Source organism: Noviherbaspirillum album (assembly GCF_035916955.1).
GTDB lineage: Bacteria > Pseudomonadota > Gammaproteobacteria > Burkholderiales > Burkholderiaceae_D > Noviherbaspirillum > Noviherbaspirillum album.
The window spans coordinates 96,310-112,469 of the sequence record NZ_JAWIIV010000003.1; the positions used below are offsets into that span (position 1 = coordinate 96,310).

The following is a 16,160-nucleotide window of genomic DNA, read 5'->3' on the forward strand; positions in this document are numbered from 1 at the left end:
GAACGGCGGATTCCTGCATGGAATACGCTCAGTTGCGGCCGCTGCGCGTGACCGGCGGCAGGCCGTCATTCATCTGCGGCCTGAACATCTGGTACTGGTCGCGGCCGGACCGCTTGGCTTCCACCAGCGCGATATCGGCCTTGCGCATTAGCGTGTCGAGGTCGGTGCCGTCGAACGGATACAGCGCAATGCCGACACTGGCGGAAATCTGCACCTTGTGCCCGCCGACCGAGAATGCACCGCGCATGGTGTCCACCAGCTGCGAGGCGATGTCGTCGGCGATCTTCATGTCGCTCAGGTTGAGCGCCAGCAGCAGGAATTCATCGCCGCCCAGGCGGGCGATGATGTCGTTCTTGCGCACCACGTTGCGCAGGCGCATCGCCGCCGCCTTCAGGAGTTCGTCGCCGACATCCTTGCCCAGGTTGTCGTTGACTTCCTTGAAGCCGTCGAGATCGATGAAGAAGGCGGCCAGCGTATTGGCGCGGGCGGTCAGCTTCGGGAAGATGTCGGCGGCCTGGTCGAGCAGGGAGTCGCGGTTGGGCAGGCCGGTGAGGCGGTCGTGGCGGGCGAAGTGCTTGGCCTGCGCTTCCGCGCGGACGCGCTCGACTTCCCTGAGAATGAGGGACACCACGCCGGCGACGCTTTCGGCGAATTCGGATTCGTCGCGCCGCCACGGCCGCGCCTCGGCGAAATGCGACAGCATCAGCACGCCCACGAACTTGTCGTTGTGCTTGACCGGCATTGCGATCACCGCCTTGATCGAATTCGCGTGGAAATACTCGCAATACAGCGCGGCGCGCGGATCCTGGTCGACGTCGGCGATAACGAGCTGATGCTCGCTGCGCAGCACGTGGCGCAGCAGCGGATGCAGGCTGTCGCCGGCCTGATCGACCTTTTCCTCGATGAAGTTCTGCTTCGTTTCGTCGTAGGACAGCATGCACAGCGTGCGCGGGGCTTCGTCATGCACGTCCCAGTAGGCGCAGCGGTGCGTGCCCAGGGCCTTCGCGGCCGACTTCAGGATCACCTTGAGCGCGGACGAGAAGTTGGCATGCGGCTGCTGCGCGATCTGCAGCAGCCGCGTCAGGTAGTGCAGCTGCCGCTTCTTCTCCGCCGCGATGTCCTGCTGCCGCTGGGTTTCCTCGGTGACATCGCGCAGGTTGAGCAGCAGGCCGCCAATGTCTTCATCGGCCAGCAGATTGCGCACCTCGCCGGCGACATGACGCCAGCCGCCGGCCCCCGAACGTATCCGGAAAGCCAGGTGTTCGGTGCGGCCGCTTTCGGTGGCCTCGGCCAGCGCCTGCTGGAAATGCGGCCGGTCTTCCTCGTGCAGCAGCTCCGCCAGCGGCCTGTCCTGCGCGCCGACGAGATTGTCGTAGGCCTTGTTGGCATAACTGATGCCGCCGTCGGGGTCGCACACCATCACCAGGTCGGGCAGATGTTCGGTGATGGCGCGAAGCCGGCTGGGCGAATCAGGGGCGTCGACCTCGCGTTTCGACATTAGCGGCTGCAGCACCCAGATCACGCAGCCTGCATCGGTCAATGTGTCAACCCGGTTGGCGATCAGCAGGAAATCATGGGCCGTGCCATTTTTGTTGCGCAGCCGTATGTGGCTGCCGTCGCTCGCGGCAGGCTGCACCGCATCGCCATCTTGCCTGAGGAAAAGCGATTCCAGCGGCTGGCCCGCGAGTTCGTCCTCCTCGTATCCAAGCTGCGAAGCGAGTGTCGGATTGACATGCAGGACGATACCGTCGCGCAGGAAGAGCAGGCCGGTATCTGCACCGCCCAACAGGTCGGAGAAGGCATGCCACTCTGCCGGAATGATGAAAGTGGATGTATCGAAAGGCGTGGAGAAGGTACTGTCAGCTGACATGGCAATTCGATGTAAGGGGCTGGCCGCATGTTGACATACTGCATCGCGGTACGGCTTCGCCGGGGATTAACGATTGGCATTAGACTACGACTCGTTCGATAATATTCCGAGACATAGATCAAGCCATGTGGTTTTATCCGAAAATCATTGCCCATCGCGGCGGCGGCACTCTTGCCCCCGAGAATACTCTTGCCGCATTGCGATGCGGAATGTCCCATGGCTTCCATGCGGTCGAATTCGACGTGATGCTGTCGGCCGACGACGTTCCGGTGCTGATGCACGATCCGCATTTCGGCCGCACCGTGCGCGGGGAAGGGCAGGTTGCACAAACCAGCGCCGCTGATCTCATCAGACTCGACGCCGGCTCCTGGTTCGATGCCGGGTTCGGCGGCGAGCCGGTGCCGACGTATGAACAGGCGGTGTATTTCTGCAGGTCCAACGGCATCTGGATGAACGTTGAAATCAAGCCGGCACCCGGCAATGAGGCGAAAACCGGCTGGATTGTCGGTGAAATCACGCGGCGGCTATTCGCCAGCGAAATCGCCGCAGCCGCACAGGGCGGGACGCCGCGCCACGCCGCTGGCTTGCCGCTGTTTTCATCGTTTTCCCTCGAGGCGCTCGCCGAGGCAGCGCGTGCCGCTCCCGAAATACCGCGCGGCTTGTTGCTGGATTCGCTGAACGCCGTTGCGCCGGGCTGGCATGAGCAGGCAAAGGCGCTTGAAGCGGTGGCTATCCATACCAACCACAGGAAGTTGTCGCGCGGGCAAGCCGCCGCCGTGAAGCAGGCTGGGTACGGCCTGTTTTGCTATACCGTCAATGATCCGGCACGCGCGCGGGAACTTCTTGGCTGGGGCGTCGACGCATTTTGTACCGACCGCATCGACCTGATCGGCCCCGATTTCGCTGCGTGAAACCGAGGCGGGCGCGCTGGTTCGCGGCCCGGTTCCGCCGATGCGGCCACGCCGCTTCCCGCTGTGCTTATCACGTATAATCAAGCGTTTATAAGTACACCCGCGCTTCTCCGCTTACCCCTTTTCGTCACTGAACATGAAATCGTCTGAAATCCGCGAAAAATTCCTGAAGTATTTCGAATCCAAGGGCCACACCATCGTTGCGTCCAGCCCGGTAGTTCCCGGCGACGACCCGACGCTGCTGTTCACCAACGCCGGCATGAACCAGTTCAAGGACGTGTTCCTCGGCTTCGACAAGCGGCCCTACACGCGGGCGACGACTTCCCAGAAGTGCATTCGCGCCGGCGGCAAGCACAATGACCTCGAGAACGTCGGCTACACCGCGCGCCATCACACCTTCTTCGAGATGCTGGGCAACTTCAGCTTCGGCGACTATTTCAAGCACGACGCGATCCAGTACGCATGGGAACTGCTGACCGAAGTCTTCAAGCTGCCCAAGGAAAAGCTGTGGGTGACGGTCTATGCGGAGGACGACGAAGCCTACGACATCTGGAACAAGACGGTCGGCGTGCCGGCCGAGCGCATCGTGCGCATCGGCGACAACAAGGGCGCGCGTTATGCATCCGACAACTTCTGGATGATGGGCGACACCGGTCCCTGCGGCCCCTGCACCGAGATCTTCTACGACCACGGCCCCGATGTGGCCGGCGGCCCCCCGGGCTCGCCCGACGAGGACGGCGACCGCTACATCGAAATCTGGAACAACGTGTTCATGCAGTACAACCGCGACGAAGCGGGCGTGATGCACAAGCTGCCCAAGCCCAGCGTCGATACCGGCATGGGCCTCGAGCGCATCACCGCGGTATTGCAGCATGTGCATGGCAATTATGAAATCGACACCTTCGTCACGCTGCTCGCGGCGGCCAAGAAAGCCGTCGACGCCGCAGGCGGCGGCGACTGCGACAAGGATTCGCCTTCGCTGAAAGTGATCGCAGACCACATCCGCGCCTGCACCTTCACCGTCGTCGACGGCGTGATCCCGAGCAATGCCGGACGCGGCTACGTGCTGCGCCGCATCGCCCGCCGCGCGATCCGTCACGGCTACAAGCTGGGCGCGCGCAAGCCGTTCTTCCATACATTGGTTTCGGCGCTCGTGAAGGAAATGGGCGAAGCCTATCCGGAACTGCGCCAGAACGAACAGCGCGCCACCGAAGTGCTGAAGCAGGAAGAGGATGCCTTCTTCCGCACCATCGCCAACGGCATGGAAATCCTGGAGCGCGCGCTGGGCACCGGCGCGCAGCAGATCGACGGCGACACCGCCTTCAAGCTGCACGACACCTACGGCTTCCCGGTCGACCTGACCGCCGACGTCTGCCGCGAGCGCGGCGTGACGGTGGACGAGGCGCGCTTCAATGCCCTGCTCGACGAGCAGCGCCAGCGCGCCCGCGAGGCCGGCAAGTTCAAGATGGCGCAGGGCCTCGAATACAGCGGCAGCCCGACCACCTTCCACGGCTACGAAAAGCTGATTCATGACACCGCGACGGTCGCGGCAATCTATGTCGACGGCACCGCGGTCAACGAAGCCAACTCGGGCGATGATGCGGTGGTCGTGCTTGACCATACGCCTTTCTACGCCGAGAGCGGCGGCCAGGTCGGCGATACCGGTGAACTGCGCAACGGCGCGTCCCGCTTCCTGGTCGAGGACACCATCAAGGTGCAGGCCGACGTGTTCGGTCACCACGGCCGCATCGTCGAAGGCGTGATGCGGGTGGGCGATGTGGTCAACGCCAAGGTCGACGCCGAGAAGCGTGCCCGCACCGTGCGCAACCACAGCGCCACCCATTTGATGCACAAGGCGCTGCGCGAAGTACTCGGCGGCCACGTGCAGCAGAAGGGCTCGCTCGTCAATGCAGAGCGCACCCGCTTCGACTTCGCGCACAACGGCCCGCTGACGCAAGAGCAGATCCGCAAGGTGGAAGCCATCGTCAACGCCGAGATCCTTGCCAACCATCCGACGCAGGCGCGTGTGATGCCGATCGATGAAGCGCAGAAGTCCGGCGCGATGATGCTGTTCGGCGAAAAATACGGCGACGAGGTGCGCGTGCTCGACATCGGCTCCAGCCGCGAACTTTGCGGCGGCACGCATGTGCAGCGCACCGGCGACATCGGCTTGTTCAAGGTGGTCGCCGAAGGCGGCGTTGCCGCCGGCGTGCGCCGTATCGAGGCGGTTACCGGCGAGAATGCGCTGGCTTACCTGCAGTCGCTGGAATCGACGGTCAACCAGGTGGCCGGCACGCTGAAGGCGACGCCATCCGAGATTTCCAGCCGCATCGGCAGCGTGCTCGACCAGGTGCGCAGCCTGGAGAAGGAGCTCGCTTCGCTCAAGGGCAAGCTGGCGTCCAGCCAGGGCGACGAACTGGTCGGCAAGGCGGTCGACATCAACGGCATCAAGGTGCTCGCGGCGACGCTGAACGGCGCCGATGTGCCCGCGCTGCGCGAAACCATGGACAAGCTCAAGGACAAGCTCAAGACCGCCGCCATCGTGCTGGCCGCCGTCAATGACGGCAAGGTCAGCCTGATCGCCGGCGTCACCCAGGATGCGACCTCCAAGGTCAAGGCGGGCGAGCTGGTCAACTTCGTCGCCCAGCAGGTCGGTGGCAAGGGCGGCGGCCGTGCCGACATGGCGCAGGCCGGCGGCACCGACCCCAGCGGCCTGGCAAAGGCGCTCGACGGTGTCGGCGCCTGGGTGCGCGAACGCGCCTGACGCGGTCAGCGCGAAGGAGAACGTCTTGGATTACCGGTATTGTCCCATGTGCGCCGTCCCGCTGGTCCAGCGGGCGGATGCGGGCGAGGGCGGCAAGCTGAGGCTGGCCTGCCCGGACGGACACTGGACGCACTGGGATAATCCATTGCCGGTCGTCGCCGCTCTGGTCGAGGTCGAGGGCCGCATCCTGCTCGCGCGGAATGCAGCTTGGCCGGAAAAGACGTTCGCGCTGATTACCGGTTTCATGGAGCGGGGCGAAACGCCGGAACAGGGCGTCGCGCGCGAACTCAAGGAAGAGACCAATCTCGACGCCGACGAAATCAACCTCATCGGCGTCTATGAATTCATTCGCAAGAACGAGCTCATCATTGCCTATCATGTGAAGGCGTCCGGGGAGATCCGGCTGTCGGAGGAGCTGGTCGAGTACCGGCTGGTCGCACCTGAAAAACTGCGTCCCTGGCGGGCCGGCACCGGCTATGCGATGGCGGACTGGATGCGGGCGCGCAATATCCCCGTTGAGTTCCTGGACTGGCCCACCTCGTCATCCTCTTGACGTCTCTTGGCACTTCCTGACCCTTGGCTTTTGCGTCTTTGAACCAATATTGATACTGCATGGAGGTAAATGCGTCCTGCAAGTGCAATATCTGCTCGCCGGGGGCGCAGTTTTGCACCAATATTTCTCATCGGCTTGTTGCGTCGCACAATCCCTCCCATATTTGCGGTAGAATTTTCTGCAACTTCCCCATCTATCGTTTCTTAGGGACTCGAACATGGAATTTCACAAGGACCTCGACGCCCGGGGTTTGAATTGCCCTTTGCCGATCCTCAAGGCGAAAAAGGCATTGGCCGAAATGAGCAGCGGCGAAATACTCCGCGTCATGGCGACCGACCCGGGCTCGGTGCGCGACTTCCAGGCCTTCGCCCGGCAAACCGGCAACGATCTGGTCGGGCACAGCGAAAACAATAAGGAATTCACCTTTTTCATGAAGCGCAAATAAGAATGATCGGGCGCACAAACGCACCACGCCTCCTGCGCTAATCTTCCTTCCGCGGTGTCCGCCGCGGAACGGCTTCCAGCCAGCGTTACCTACGGCTGCCGCATCATTGTTCTACTGCATGAAACGGGCTTGTCTTGGATTTTTCATTCAATTTAGTGCATACTCTCTACCAATTAAAAGAACGGTCGTGCTAAATTTCTGCATCAGTACAGATCTCTTTATAATCACGGTTCGGTTTACGTAAACGTCAATTGTTTCTTTACAAAGGCAAAGCTATGAAAGTTTTGGTTCCAGTCAAGCGCGTGGTGGACTACAACGTCAAGGTGCGCGTGAAGTCTGACGGTTCTGGCGTCGATATCGCCAACGTCAAGATGTCGATGAATCCCTTTGACGAGATTGCCGTCGAAGAAGCCACCCGCCTCAAGGAAGGCGGCAAGGTAACCGAAATCGTGGCTGTCTCCTGCGGCGTGACGCAGTGCCAGGAAACCCTGCGCACCGCCATGGCCATCGGCGCCGACCGCGGCGTGCTGGTCGAGACCGCGGACGAGCTGCAGCCGCTGGCCGTGGCCAAGCTCCTGAAGGCGCTGGCCGACAAGGAACAGCCCCAGCTGATCATCCTCGGCAAGCAGGCCATCGACGACGATTGCAACCAGACCGGCCAGATGCTCGCAGCGCTGCTGGGCTGGCCGCAAGCCACCTTCGCCTCCAAGGTCAGCATCGAGGACGGCAAGGCGACGGTGACCCGCGAAGTCGACGGCGGCCTGGAGACCGTGGCCCTGCAGCTGCCGGCTATCGTCACCACCGACCTGCGCCTGAACGAGCCGCGCTACGTGACGCTGCCCAACATCATGAAGGCCAAGAAAAAGCCGCTGGAAACCGTCAAGCCGGCAGACCTGGGCGTTGACGTGACACCGCGACTGAAGACCCTGAAAGTGTCCGAGCCGCCCAAGCGCTCCGCTGGCATTGTCGTCAAGAGCGTCGAGGAGCTGGTCTCCAAGCTCAGGAACGAAGCCAAGGTCATCTAACCCTCTCAGATACGGAATTCCATCATGACTGCACTCGTCATTGCTGAACACGATAACGCTTCCCTCAAGGGCAGCACCCTCAATAGCGTCACCGCGGCCGCTGCCTGCGGCGGCGACGTCCATGTCCTGGTCGCCGGCGCCAACTGCGGCGCTGCCGCCGAAGCCGCATCGAAGATTGCCGGCGTCACCAAGGTGCTGGTCGCCGATGCGCCGCATTTCGCCGACGGCCTGGCCGAAAACGTGGCCGAGCAGGCGCTGGCCATTGCTTCTTCCTACTCCCACATCCTGGCGCCGGCGACCGCCTACGGCAAGAACATCCTGCCGCGCGTGGCCGCCAAGCTCGACGTCAGCCAGATTTCGGAAATCACCAAGGTAGTGTCGCCCGACACCTTCGAGCGCCCGATCTATGCCGGCAATGCGATTGCCACCGTGCAGTCGACCGATCCGGTCAAAGTCATCACCGTGCGCGGCACCGGCTTCGATGCCGCTGCCACCGGCGGCAATGCCGCTGTGGAAACGGTCAGCGCCGTGGCCGACTCGGGCAAATCGGCATTCGTGTCGCGCGAAGTGGCCAAGTCCGACCGCCCGGAACTGACCGCCGCCAAGGTGATCGTCTCCGGCGGCCGCGGCATGGGCTCCGGCGACAACTTCAAGATCCTCGAGCCCCTGGCCGACAAGCTGGGCGCGGCGATGGGCGCCTCGCGCGCTGCGGTCGATGCCGGCTTCGTGCCGAACGACTGGCAGGTCGGACAGACCGGCAAGATCGTGGCACCGCAACTGTATATCGCGGTGGGTATCTCGGGCGCGATCCAGCATCTGGCGGGCATGAAGGATTCGAAGACCATCGTGGCGATCAACAAGGATGCGGAAGCGCCGATCTTCTCGGTGGCCGATTACGGCATCGTCGGCGACCTGTTCGAACTCGTACCGCAACTGGTCAACGAGCTGGGCTGAACCGAATCATTGATTGACGGAATGGGCGCACGACGCCCATCGCAAGAAAAGTGAATGTACCGGGCAGGATTGCCGGGTTTGTCGCGAAGCCGGTCCCTCCGACGACTTCGCCATACGGCCCGCAATCCTGCTTTTTCATGGAGACTGAAAAATGAGCTATGTCGCCCCGCTGAAGGATATGCAGTTCGTCATCAAGGAACTCGCAGGGCTTGCCCAGCTGAATGCCTTGCCCGGCTGCGAGGATGCCAGTCCGGAAACCGTCGAAGCGGTACTGGAAGAAAACGCGAAATTCTGCAGCGAGGTAATCGCGCCGCTGAACGTAGCGGGCGACAAGGAGCCAAGTTTCTGGCAGGACGGCAAGGTCACCACCACCAAGGGCTTCAAGGAAGCCTTCAAGGCCTTCGGCGAAGCGGGCTGGCAGGGAGTGCAGCATCCGGTTGAATTCGGCGGACAGGGCTTGCCCAAGTTGGTGGCCACGCCCTGCATTGAAATGCTGAATTCCGCCAACCTGTCGTTTGCGCTTTGCCCCCTGCTGACCGATGGCGCCATCGAGGCGCTGATGACGGCCGGCACCGAAGAGCAGAAAAAGATCTACCTCGAAAACCTGGTGTCGGGAAAATGGACAGGCACCATGAACCTGACCGAACCGCAGGCCGGCTCGGACCTGGCGCTGGTGCGTACCCGCGCCGTGCCACAGGGCGACGGCACTTACAAGCTGTTCGGCACCAAGATATTCATCACCTTCGGCGAGCACGACATGGCCGAAAACATTGTGCACCTCGTGCTGGCGCGCACGCCGGACGCGCCGGAGGGGGTCAAGGGCATTTCGCTGTTCATCGTGCCGAAATACCTGGTCAATGCCGACGGTTCGCCGGGCGAGCGCAATGACGTGCATTGCGTCTCCATCGAGCACAAGCTCGGCATCAAGGCCAGCCCGACAGCCGTGTTGCAGTTCGGCGATCATGGCGGTGCCGTGGGTACGCTGGTCGGTGAAGAAAACCGCGGTCTCGAGTACATGTTCATCATGATGAATGCCGCTCGCTTCGCGGTCGGCATGCAGGGAATCGCGGTGGCAGAACGCGCCTATCAGAAGGCTGTTCAGTACGCCCGCGACCGTGTGCAGTCACGCGATCTCGCCGGCTCCAGCGGCCCCGTGGCGATCATTCATCATCCGGACGTGCGGCGCATGCTGATGTCGATGCGCGCGCAGACCGAAGCGGCGCGCGCGCTCGCCTATGTGACCGCCGCCGCCCATGACGTTGCGCATCACCACCCGGACGATGCGGCGCGCAAGGCGAACCAGGCGTTCTATGAGTTCATGGTGCCGATCGTCAAGGGATGGTCGACGGAAATGTCGATCGATGTCGCTTCCAGCGGCGTGCAGGTACATGGCGGCATGGGCTTCATCGAAGAGACCGGCGCGGCGCAGTACTACCGCGATGCGCGCATCCTGCCGATCTACGAAGGCACGACGGCAATCCAGGCCAACGACCTCGTCGGCCGCAAGACTGTGCGCGATGGCGGCGCGACCGCCAGGAGCATACTTGCGCTGGCGCGCCGCACGGAGGAAGAGCTGGCCGCGCATGCGGGCGGCGATCTTGCCGCGATCCGGAAGCAGCTGTCGGCCGCAGTGGGCGCGCTGGACGAAGTGGTCAGCCATGTCGTGGGCAACATGAAGACCGATATCAAGGGCGTGTTCGCCGGCAGCGTGCCGTACCTGAAAATGGCCGGCATCGTGCTCGGCGGCTGGCAGATGGCGCGCGCCGCGCTGATCGCAGCGGAAAAGCTCAAAACGGGCGAAGGCGATACCCGCTTCTATGAAGCCAAGATCGTCACCGCGCGCTTCTATGCCGACCATATCCTGCCTCAGTCGCTGGCATATCGCACCGCCATCGTTGATGGCGCGCAAGGCGTGCTGGCGCTTGCGGAAGAGCAGTTCTGATCAAGCAAGGAAAATTGATCTTTCGCTAGAAGGCAGCCGTCGGCTGCCTTTATTTTTATTGGAGCGCGAACTCCGGAAGCATTTGGAAATCTTCGCTATATCGGGTATTCAATTCCGCGAATCTGGTTTCTGGTCCGGAGGTGGTCATGAAACGGCTGCTGGCTATGGCAACCCTGCTGCTTGGATTGTCGGGTCCCTGGGGGACTCCCGCACTGGCGCTCGACGCCATCACGACAGCGGACGCGATCGCGATCCACGCGGCCGTGCAATCCCAGCTCGAAGCACTGGCCAATGACGATGCCAACGGCGCATTCAGCCAGGCCACCCTGCAGAAGCGCAAGCTGTTCGGAAGCCCCGACAATTTCCTGCGCCTCATCAAGGAAGAATACACGCCCATCTACCGCTCGCTGGGCGTCATCTATTCCGCCCCGGAAGTCATCCGTGGAGAAGCCGTGCAGATCGTGCGCGTCACCGACGGCAGCAGCAGGGTATGGGTCGCCGTATTCTGGATGCAGCAGGAAGAAGACAGCAGCTGGAAGATTGACGGCTGCCAGCTGCTCGAAACGACAAGCGTTTCCATCTGACGCCGTGCCGCCGGGTATGCGCCGCTAGCAGAAATGGCGGGTAGGCAATCGATCGGCGAGCATCAGGCGCCCGTATTTTGTGCGCCATGCGGGCGGCAACTCCATCAGCCGTAAGCCCCGCCTGTGAACAGCAGGTCGAAGGTCCGCGCAAGTGCCGCGATCACCGCGGTCGCGCCGCCGCCGAAAGTCAGTACCAGCAGGATGATGAGCAGCCAGCCCGAATTCGATTTTCTGCCCGAACCCCGGTTGTGCTGCTCATCCCATTTCTCGTCCGGGGTCAATCCGAGCATCAGCGCCTCAATGAATCCTGCAAAAACCGAAAATGGGAAAAGCACCACATGGAGCCATGCCCAGCGGTCGGTCCTGCCGTAGAGATAAAAGCGATGCGCGCCGATACCGCCCAACAGCGCGGCGAGCAAAGTGGCGAAGGTCTTGTTCTTGTGGGGCGTCATAGGGGGAACTGGATTTGCTTAGAAGTAATTTTCAGGCGCCGAACCGGCTTTAACCGCAAGCGGCGCCGTATGGGAAATCAATGCCAGCGCTTTTGCGCCGGTAGTGTGCACGAGAGAAATAAGGAAAGCAATGTTGGTCGCCACTCTTTCAACTTGCCCCACCACTTGAAAACGGGCTATAATTCTCGGCTTTTTCCGCCCTAGAATAATTTTTGGAAGCAGATTATGGTCGTTATCCGTTTGTCCCGTGCCGGCGCCAAGAAGCGCCCTTTCTTCAACATCGTCGCAACTGATTCGCGCAATCGCCGCGATGGCCGTTTCATCGAGCGCCTCGGTTTTTACAACCCGGTGGCTTCCGGCAAGGATGAGTCCTTCCGCATCACCCAGGACCGCCTGGCTTACTGGCAAGGCGTCGGCGCCCAGTTGTCCCCGACAGTGGCCCGTCTGGTCAAGGCTGCTGGCAGCAAAGCAGCCGCTTAATTGTCGGTAAAGTCTGTTTCGGGGATGGTTGTCCCTGATGACCTGGTGCTGGTTGGCCATATCACGGGCGCATACGGCATCCATGGCTGGGTAAGGATCAAGCCTTACTCGCTGGACGCGGATGCCTTGCTGCACGCGAAGACATGGTGGCTGGACAAGCCGGCTCTGCGCGATGTCGATATGCTCCAAGCCAAGATACATGGCGAGGATGTCGTTGCCATGCTGATGGGCGTGGCCGATCGCAATGCCGCCGAGGCTCTGAAGGGAGCCACCGTACAGGTCCGGCGCAGCCATTTTCCTCCATTGGAGGACGATGAGTTTTACTGGATCGATCTGATCGGGCTCGCGGTCGAGAACCTGGAAGGTGAGGTGCTCGGTACCGTGGCCGGTCTGATGGACAACGGCGCGCATCCGATACTTCAGGTCGCGGGGCCGGCGCCGGTGGCCGAAAACCAGAAGCCGAAAGAATGGCTGATTCCATTTGTCGACCAGTTCGTCAAGTCGGTGGATCAGGCAGGAAGAAAAGTTGTTGTCGATTGGGGCGTTGATTTCTAGCGGCTCCGCGACTGATTGGAAAACCGGCATGTCAAGGGTGACTCAAGATGCAGTTTGATGCCGTCACGCTCTTTCCCGACATGTTCGGCGCGATCACGCAGTCCGGCATCACGCGGCGCGCGTTCGAGCAGAAGCGATGCACACTGTCGTTATGGAATCCTCGCGATTTCACGAACGATAACTACCGTACGATCGATGACCGGCCTTACGGCGGCGGTCCGGGGATGGTCATGCTGGCCAAGCCCTTGGAAGCTGCCATCGCGGCGGCAAAGTCGCGCCAGGCGGAGCTGGGATTGCCGGTGCCGCGCGTGGTCTACATGTCGCCGCAAGGTCAGCCTCTCACGCATCGGCGCGTGATGCAGTTCACTGCCGAGAGCGGCGTCATCCTGTTGTGCGGGCGTTATGAAGCGGTTGATCAGCGTTTGCTCGACCGTTGCGTGGACGAGGAAATCAGCCTCGGCGATTTTGTCCTGTCTGGCGGAGAGTTGCCGGCCATGGCACTGATGGACGCCGTGATCCGCCAGATTCCCGGGGTGCTCAACGATGACGTGTCGGCAGTGGAAGACAGTTTCGTCAACGGCTTGCTGGATTGTCCGCATTACACTCGTCCCGAAATCTATGACGGCGTGCCGGTGCCTGCGGTGCTGATGGGCGGACATCATGCCGAGATAGTGAAGTGGCGGCGCGAGCAATCGCTGCTGGTCACGGCCAGGAAACGGCCCGATCTGATCGTCAGGGCGCGCGAAGACGGTTTGCTGTCCCGCGCCGATGAAAAGTTTTTAAGCAGTTTGCCTCACAAGGTTTGATTTGCAGTATCGAGCGGATGAAGATTGTCCGCGTGTTTAACCCCATCCTCTACCGGGCATTCAATGCAGTGCAAGCGCCGGCATGATGGCTACAGGAGCTAAAAATGGATCTGATCCAAAAACTCGAGCAGGAAGAAATCGCCCGTCTGGGCAAGAACATCCCCGAATTCGCGCCGGGCGATACAGTTGTTGTAAACGTCAACGTGGTTGAAGGCACCCGCAAGCGTGCCCAGGCTTACGAAGGCGTCGTGATTTCGCGTCGCAACCGCGGCCTCAATTCCAACTTCATCGTTCGCAAGATCTCTTCCGGCGAAGGCGTGGAGCGTACATTCCAGCTGTACTCCCCGCTGATCGCTTCGATCGAAGTCAAGCGTCGCGGTGATGTGCGCCGTGCGAAGCTGTACTATCTCCGCGATCGTTCCGGCAAGTCCGCACGTATCAAGGAAAAGTTGCCGAATCGCCGTGTAGCGGTACAGGCAGCAGAATAAGCTGCAGGTTCGCAGGCAAAAGGGCACCGCAAGGTGCCTTTTTCTTTTGTCAGGTCTTGCGCCGTATCCGTCACCGTCGTCGCCGGGAGTACCGCACCCCGGTATTCACGTTAGAATTCCCGAAGTGCTTGGCACAACTCCGTCAGGGAGCCATGCCATGCCGCGGGCTCGGCCCGCGGAGCCGATATTCGTTTCAACCCGCATGATGGCATCCGGTGCCAATGCTCATTGGTACTGGTGACACTGGTGATCTTGTTAAGCGACCCATCCAAGGATGTCAGCCTTGTCGAAACTACTCTTTGATCCGGAGGTGCTTCCGGTCGATTCCATCGCAGGCGAGCCTGCAGTGGATCCTGAGCGCCTTACCATTACGGCATTGCGCGAACGCTTTGCGCGTCCGCCCGAATGGATACGCGAAGAATTCAGCGAACGGCGCATGCGCAAGCTGACCGGAGAGCCCGTGCTGGCGTCCGTGCTGATGCCGCTTATCGCACGCGATGAAGGAATCACCATGCTGCTGACCCAGCGTACCGCGCATTTGAACGACCATGCCGGGCAGGTCAGTCTACCGGGCGGGCGCGTGGACGCCGCTGATACATCGGCAATCGAAACGGCATTGCGCGAAACCGAGGAGGAAGTCGGCTTGCATCGCAGGCACATCGAAGTCCTGGGGACACTGCCGGACTATTTTACCGGGACCGGGTTCGAGGTCACACCGGTGGTGGCCCTGGTGCAACCGCCTTTCGAGCTTCGCGCCGATCCTTTCGAGGTCGCTGAAATATTCGAAGTCCCGCTGGCCTTTCTGATGAACGGCATGAATCATCAGCTGCGCAGCTACGACTATCCCGACGGCGGAGGGCGCCGAAGCTTCTACACCATGCCCTATGACCGGTTCTTCATCTGGGGCGCCACGGCCGGCATGTTGCGCAATCTGTTCCATTTTCTGCGCGCCTGAAAAGCATAAGGATAATGCGGGTTTGATTATGATCTTGCACTGCGTTATCGTAGCGGCTGTATGAATATCAAGCCAGGCCAATGACCTTTCTTTCCATTCTCTTTGCATTGTTGCTTGAGCAGCTCAAGCCGCTGCGCGCCGATAATCCCATGTATGCGGCGGTGAAGCAGCTTGCCGCCCGTATGGAAGCCACGTTCAACGCGGGCCAGGAAGCGCATGGCCGCATGGCCTGGGTCGTCGCGATGCTGCTGATGCTGGTGCCTTGCATGGCCGTGTACTGGGTCTGCCTGAAGATCAGCCCGTTTCTGGCGCTGCTCTGGAACATCCTGATTGTCTACCTGACCCTGGGATTCCGGCATTACAGCCACTATTTCACATCGATACAAATGGCGCTCGGCAGCGGCGACGAGGCGGGCGCGCGCAGCCTGCTGGCGGAATGGACGAGACAGGACACGACGGCAATGAATGTCAGCGACATTTCGCGCATCGCCGTCGAGCAGGCATTGATCACCACGCATCGCAACGTGTTCGGCGTGTTCTTCTGGTTCGCGATGCCGATCGGTCCTGCCGGTGCCATTCTCTATCGCGTCTCGGAATACCTTGCGCGCGCGTGGAATGAGCCGGAGCACCTGAAGAACGAGGCATTCGGGCGATTCGCCACAAGAGCTTTCTATTGGATAGACTGGGTCCCGGCGCGGCTGACCGCAATTGCCTTCGCCATCGTCGGCAACTTCGAGGATGCCATTTATGCGTGGCGAAATTTCGCGCATCGCTGGAAGGACGAAGCCATCGGCATCATTCTTTCCGCCGGCGGCGGCGCGATGGGCTTGCGCCTGGGCACCGCGACGGAAAATGCGGCGAGCCTGCCCGTGGCGGATGCCGCGACGGTGGACTCGATCAGCGTCGAGCCCGAAGTGCCGCCCGGGGAAGAAGCCAATGTGCGTGCGCTGCAGAGCACCGTCGGACTCGTCTGGCGCGCATTACTGCTCTGGATGCTGTTGCTTCTACTGCTTTCCATTGCGGTCTGGCTAGGGTGAAAACGCTCTAATACGGCTTGTTCATCCATTCTGCGTCGCAGCCTGACGGCAAGCGAACCCGCACGCTTCTTTAGTGTCTATGGCGTACCTTGCCTGTTGCGGTGCGCCACTGCTCCCATGCTGTTTCAGGTCTGGATTTACATCTCGCGACATCGGCCCTCCGCCAGGCCGACATGCCGAAAGGCAGCGGATGGGCGGATTTCTCCGCTTGCACGAACTTTGCCGCAGGCCGTGCCGGTCGGCAAGAAACGCCGTTCGTGCCCAAGGAGTGCCGCGCTCAACGCTTTCAGGCCAGTGGCGCCGGACCACTCACCAATTATCTTTTCATAATGCGGGATG

Annotated in this window: 16 protein-coding genes; 14 read left to right on the plus strand and 2 right to left on the minus strand. The window is 61.3% G+C overall.

Features of this window, described 5'->3' with window-relative positions:
• Positions 1-28 precede the first annotated feature (28 nt).
• Entirely contained in the window at positions 29-1,870 is a 1,842-nt protein-coding gene (locus RY831_RS05325) for a sensor domain-containing protein (RefSeq protein ID WP_326505288.1), read from the minus strand.
• Positions 1,871-1,995: 125 nt separating this feature from the next.
• Here RY831_RS05325 and ugpQ point away from each other — a divergent pair, with 125 nt between their 5' ends.
• The 8 genes from ugpQ (at position 1,996) to RY831_RS05365 (ending at position 11,048) form a co-directional block, all read left to right on the plus strand.
• Positions 1,996-2,781 carry a glycerophosphodiester phosphodiesterase gene (gene ugpQ / locus RY831_RS05330; protein ID WP_326505289.1) on the plus strand — a complete coding sequence of 262 codons (786 nt, stop codon included), beginning with the start codon at positions 1,996-1,998 and terminating at the stop codon, positions 2,779-2,781.
• Positions 2,782-2,917: 136 nt separating this feature from the next.
• Positions 2,918-5,545, plus strand: a complete 2,628-nt coding sequence (alaS, locus tag RY831_RS05335) for an alanine--tRNA ligase (protein ID WP_326505290.1) — start codon at positions 2,918-2,920, stop codon at positions 5,543-5,545.
• Positions 5,546-5,591: 46 nt separating this feature from the next.
• Positions 5,592-6,098 carry an NUDIX domain-containing protein gene (locus RY831_RS05340; protein ID WP_326505463.1) on the plus strand — a complete coding sequence of 169 codons (507 nt, stop codon included), beginning with the start codon at positions 5,592-5,594 and terminating at the stop codon, positions 6,096-6,098.
• Positions 6,099-6,315: 217 nt separating this feature from the next.
• On the plus strand, positions 6,316-6,543 hold the full coding sequence (locus RY831_RS05345) for a sulfurtransferase TusA family protein (RefSeq protein ID WP_326505291.1): 228 nt from the start codon (positions 6,316-6,318) through the stop codon (positions 6,541-6,543).
• Positions 6,544-6,818: 275 nt separating this feature from the next.
• Positions 6,819-7,568: an electron transfer flavoprotein subunit beta/FixA family protein gene (locus RY831_RS05350; protein WP_326505292.1), complete on the plus strand. Its 750-nt coding sequence runs from the start codon at positions 6,819-6,821 to the stop codon at positions 7,566-7,568.
• A 24-nt stretch (positions 7,569-7,592) separates the two neighbouring features.
• Complete coding sequence (locus RY831_RS05355) at positions 7,593-8,522, plus strand: electron transfer flavoprotein subunit alpha/FixB family protein (protein ID WP_326505293.1); 930 nt, start codon at positions 7,593-7,595, stop codon at positions 8,520-8,522.
• A 151-nt stretch (positions 8,523-8,673) separates the two neighbouring features.
• Positions 8,674-10,464 (plus strand): acyl-CoA dehydrogenase, encoded by a 1,791-nt coding sequence (locus RY831_RS05360; protein WP_326505294.1) that lies wholly within the window; start codon positions 8,674-8,676, stop codon positions 10,462-10,464.
• A 146-nt stretch (positions 10,465-10,610) separates the two neighbouring features.
• Entirely contained in the window at positions 10,611-11,048 is a 438-nt protein-coding gene (locus RY831_RS05365; protein WP_326505295.1) for a DUF4864 domain-containing protein, read from the plus strand.
• 104 nt (positions 11,049-11,152) lie between these two features.
• On the opposite strand, the gene RY831_RS05370 is transcribed toward RY831_RS05365, so the two are convergent.
• Positions 11,153-11,500, minus strand: a complete 348-nt coding sequence (locus tag RY831_RS05370) for an NINE protein (RefSeq protein WP_326505296.1) — start codon at positions 11,498-11,500, stop codon at positions 11,153-11,155.
• Between the two features lie 225 nt (positions 11,501-11,725).
• Here RY831_RS05370 and rpsP point away from each other — a divergent pair, with 225 nt between their 5' ends.
• The 6 genes from rpsP to RY831_RS05400 all read left to right on the plus strand — a co-directional run bounded on the left by rpsP (position 11,726) and on the right by RY831_RS05400 (position 15,821).
• Positions 11,726-11,980, plus strand: coding sequence for a 30S ribosomal protein S16 (rpsP, locus tag RY831_RS05375; protein ID WP_326505297.1), 255 nt, complete (start codon positions 11,726-11,728; stop codon positions 11,978-11,980).
• 24 nt (positions 11,981-12,004) lie between these two features.
• Positions 12,005-12,535, plus strand: coding sequence for a ribosome maturation factor RimM (rimM, locus tag RY831_RS05380; RefSeq protein WP_326505298.1), 531 nt, complete (start codon positions 12,005-12,007; stop codon positions 12,533-12,535).
• 47 nt (positions 12,536-12,582) lie between these two features.
• Positions 12,583-13,341, plus strand: a complete 759-nt coding sequence (gene trmD, locus RY831_RS05385; protein WP_326505299.1) for a tRNA (guanosine(37)-N1)-methyltransferase TrmD — start codon at positions 12,583-12,585, stop codon at positions 13,339-13,341.
• Between the two features lie 104 nt (positions 13,342-13,445).
• Complete coding sequence (gene rplS / locus RY831_RS05390; protein WP_326505300.1) at positions 13,446-13,829, plus strand: 50S ribosomal protein L19; 384 nt, start codon at positions 13,446-13,448, stop codon at positions 13,827-13,829.
• Between the two features lie 274 nt (positions 13,830-14,103).
• Positions 14,104-14,784, plus strand: a complete 681-nt coding sequence (locus tag RY831_RS05395; RefSeq protein ID WP_326505301.1) for a CoA pyrophosphatase — start codon at positions 14,104-14,106, stop codon at positions 14,782-14,784.
• Between the two features lie 80 nt (positions 14,785-14,864).
• Entirely contained in the window at positions 14,865-15,821 is a 957-nt protein-coding gene (locus RY831_RS05400; RefSeq protein WP_326505302.1) for a CobD/CbiB family protein, read from the plus strand.
• The last annotated feature ends 339 nt before the right edge of the window (positions 15,822-16,160 follow it).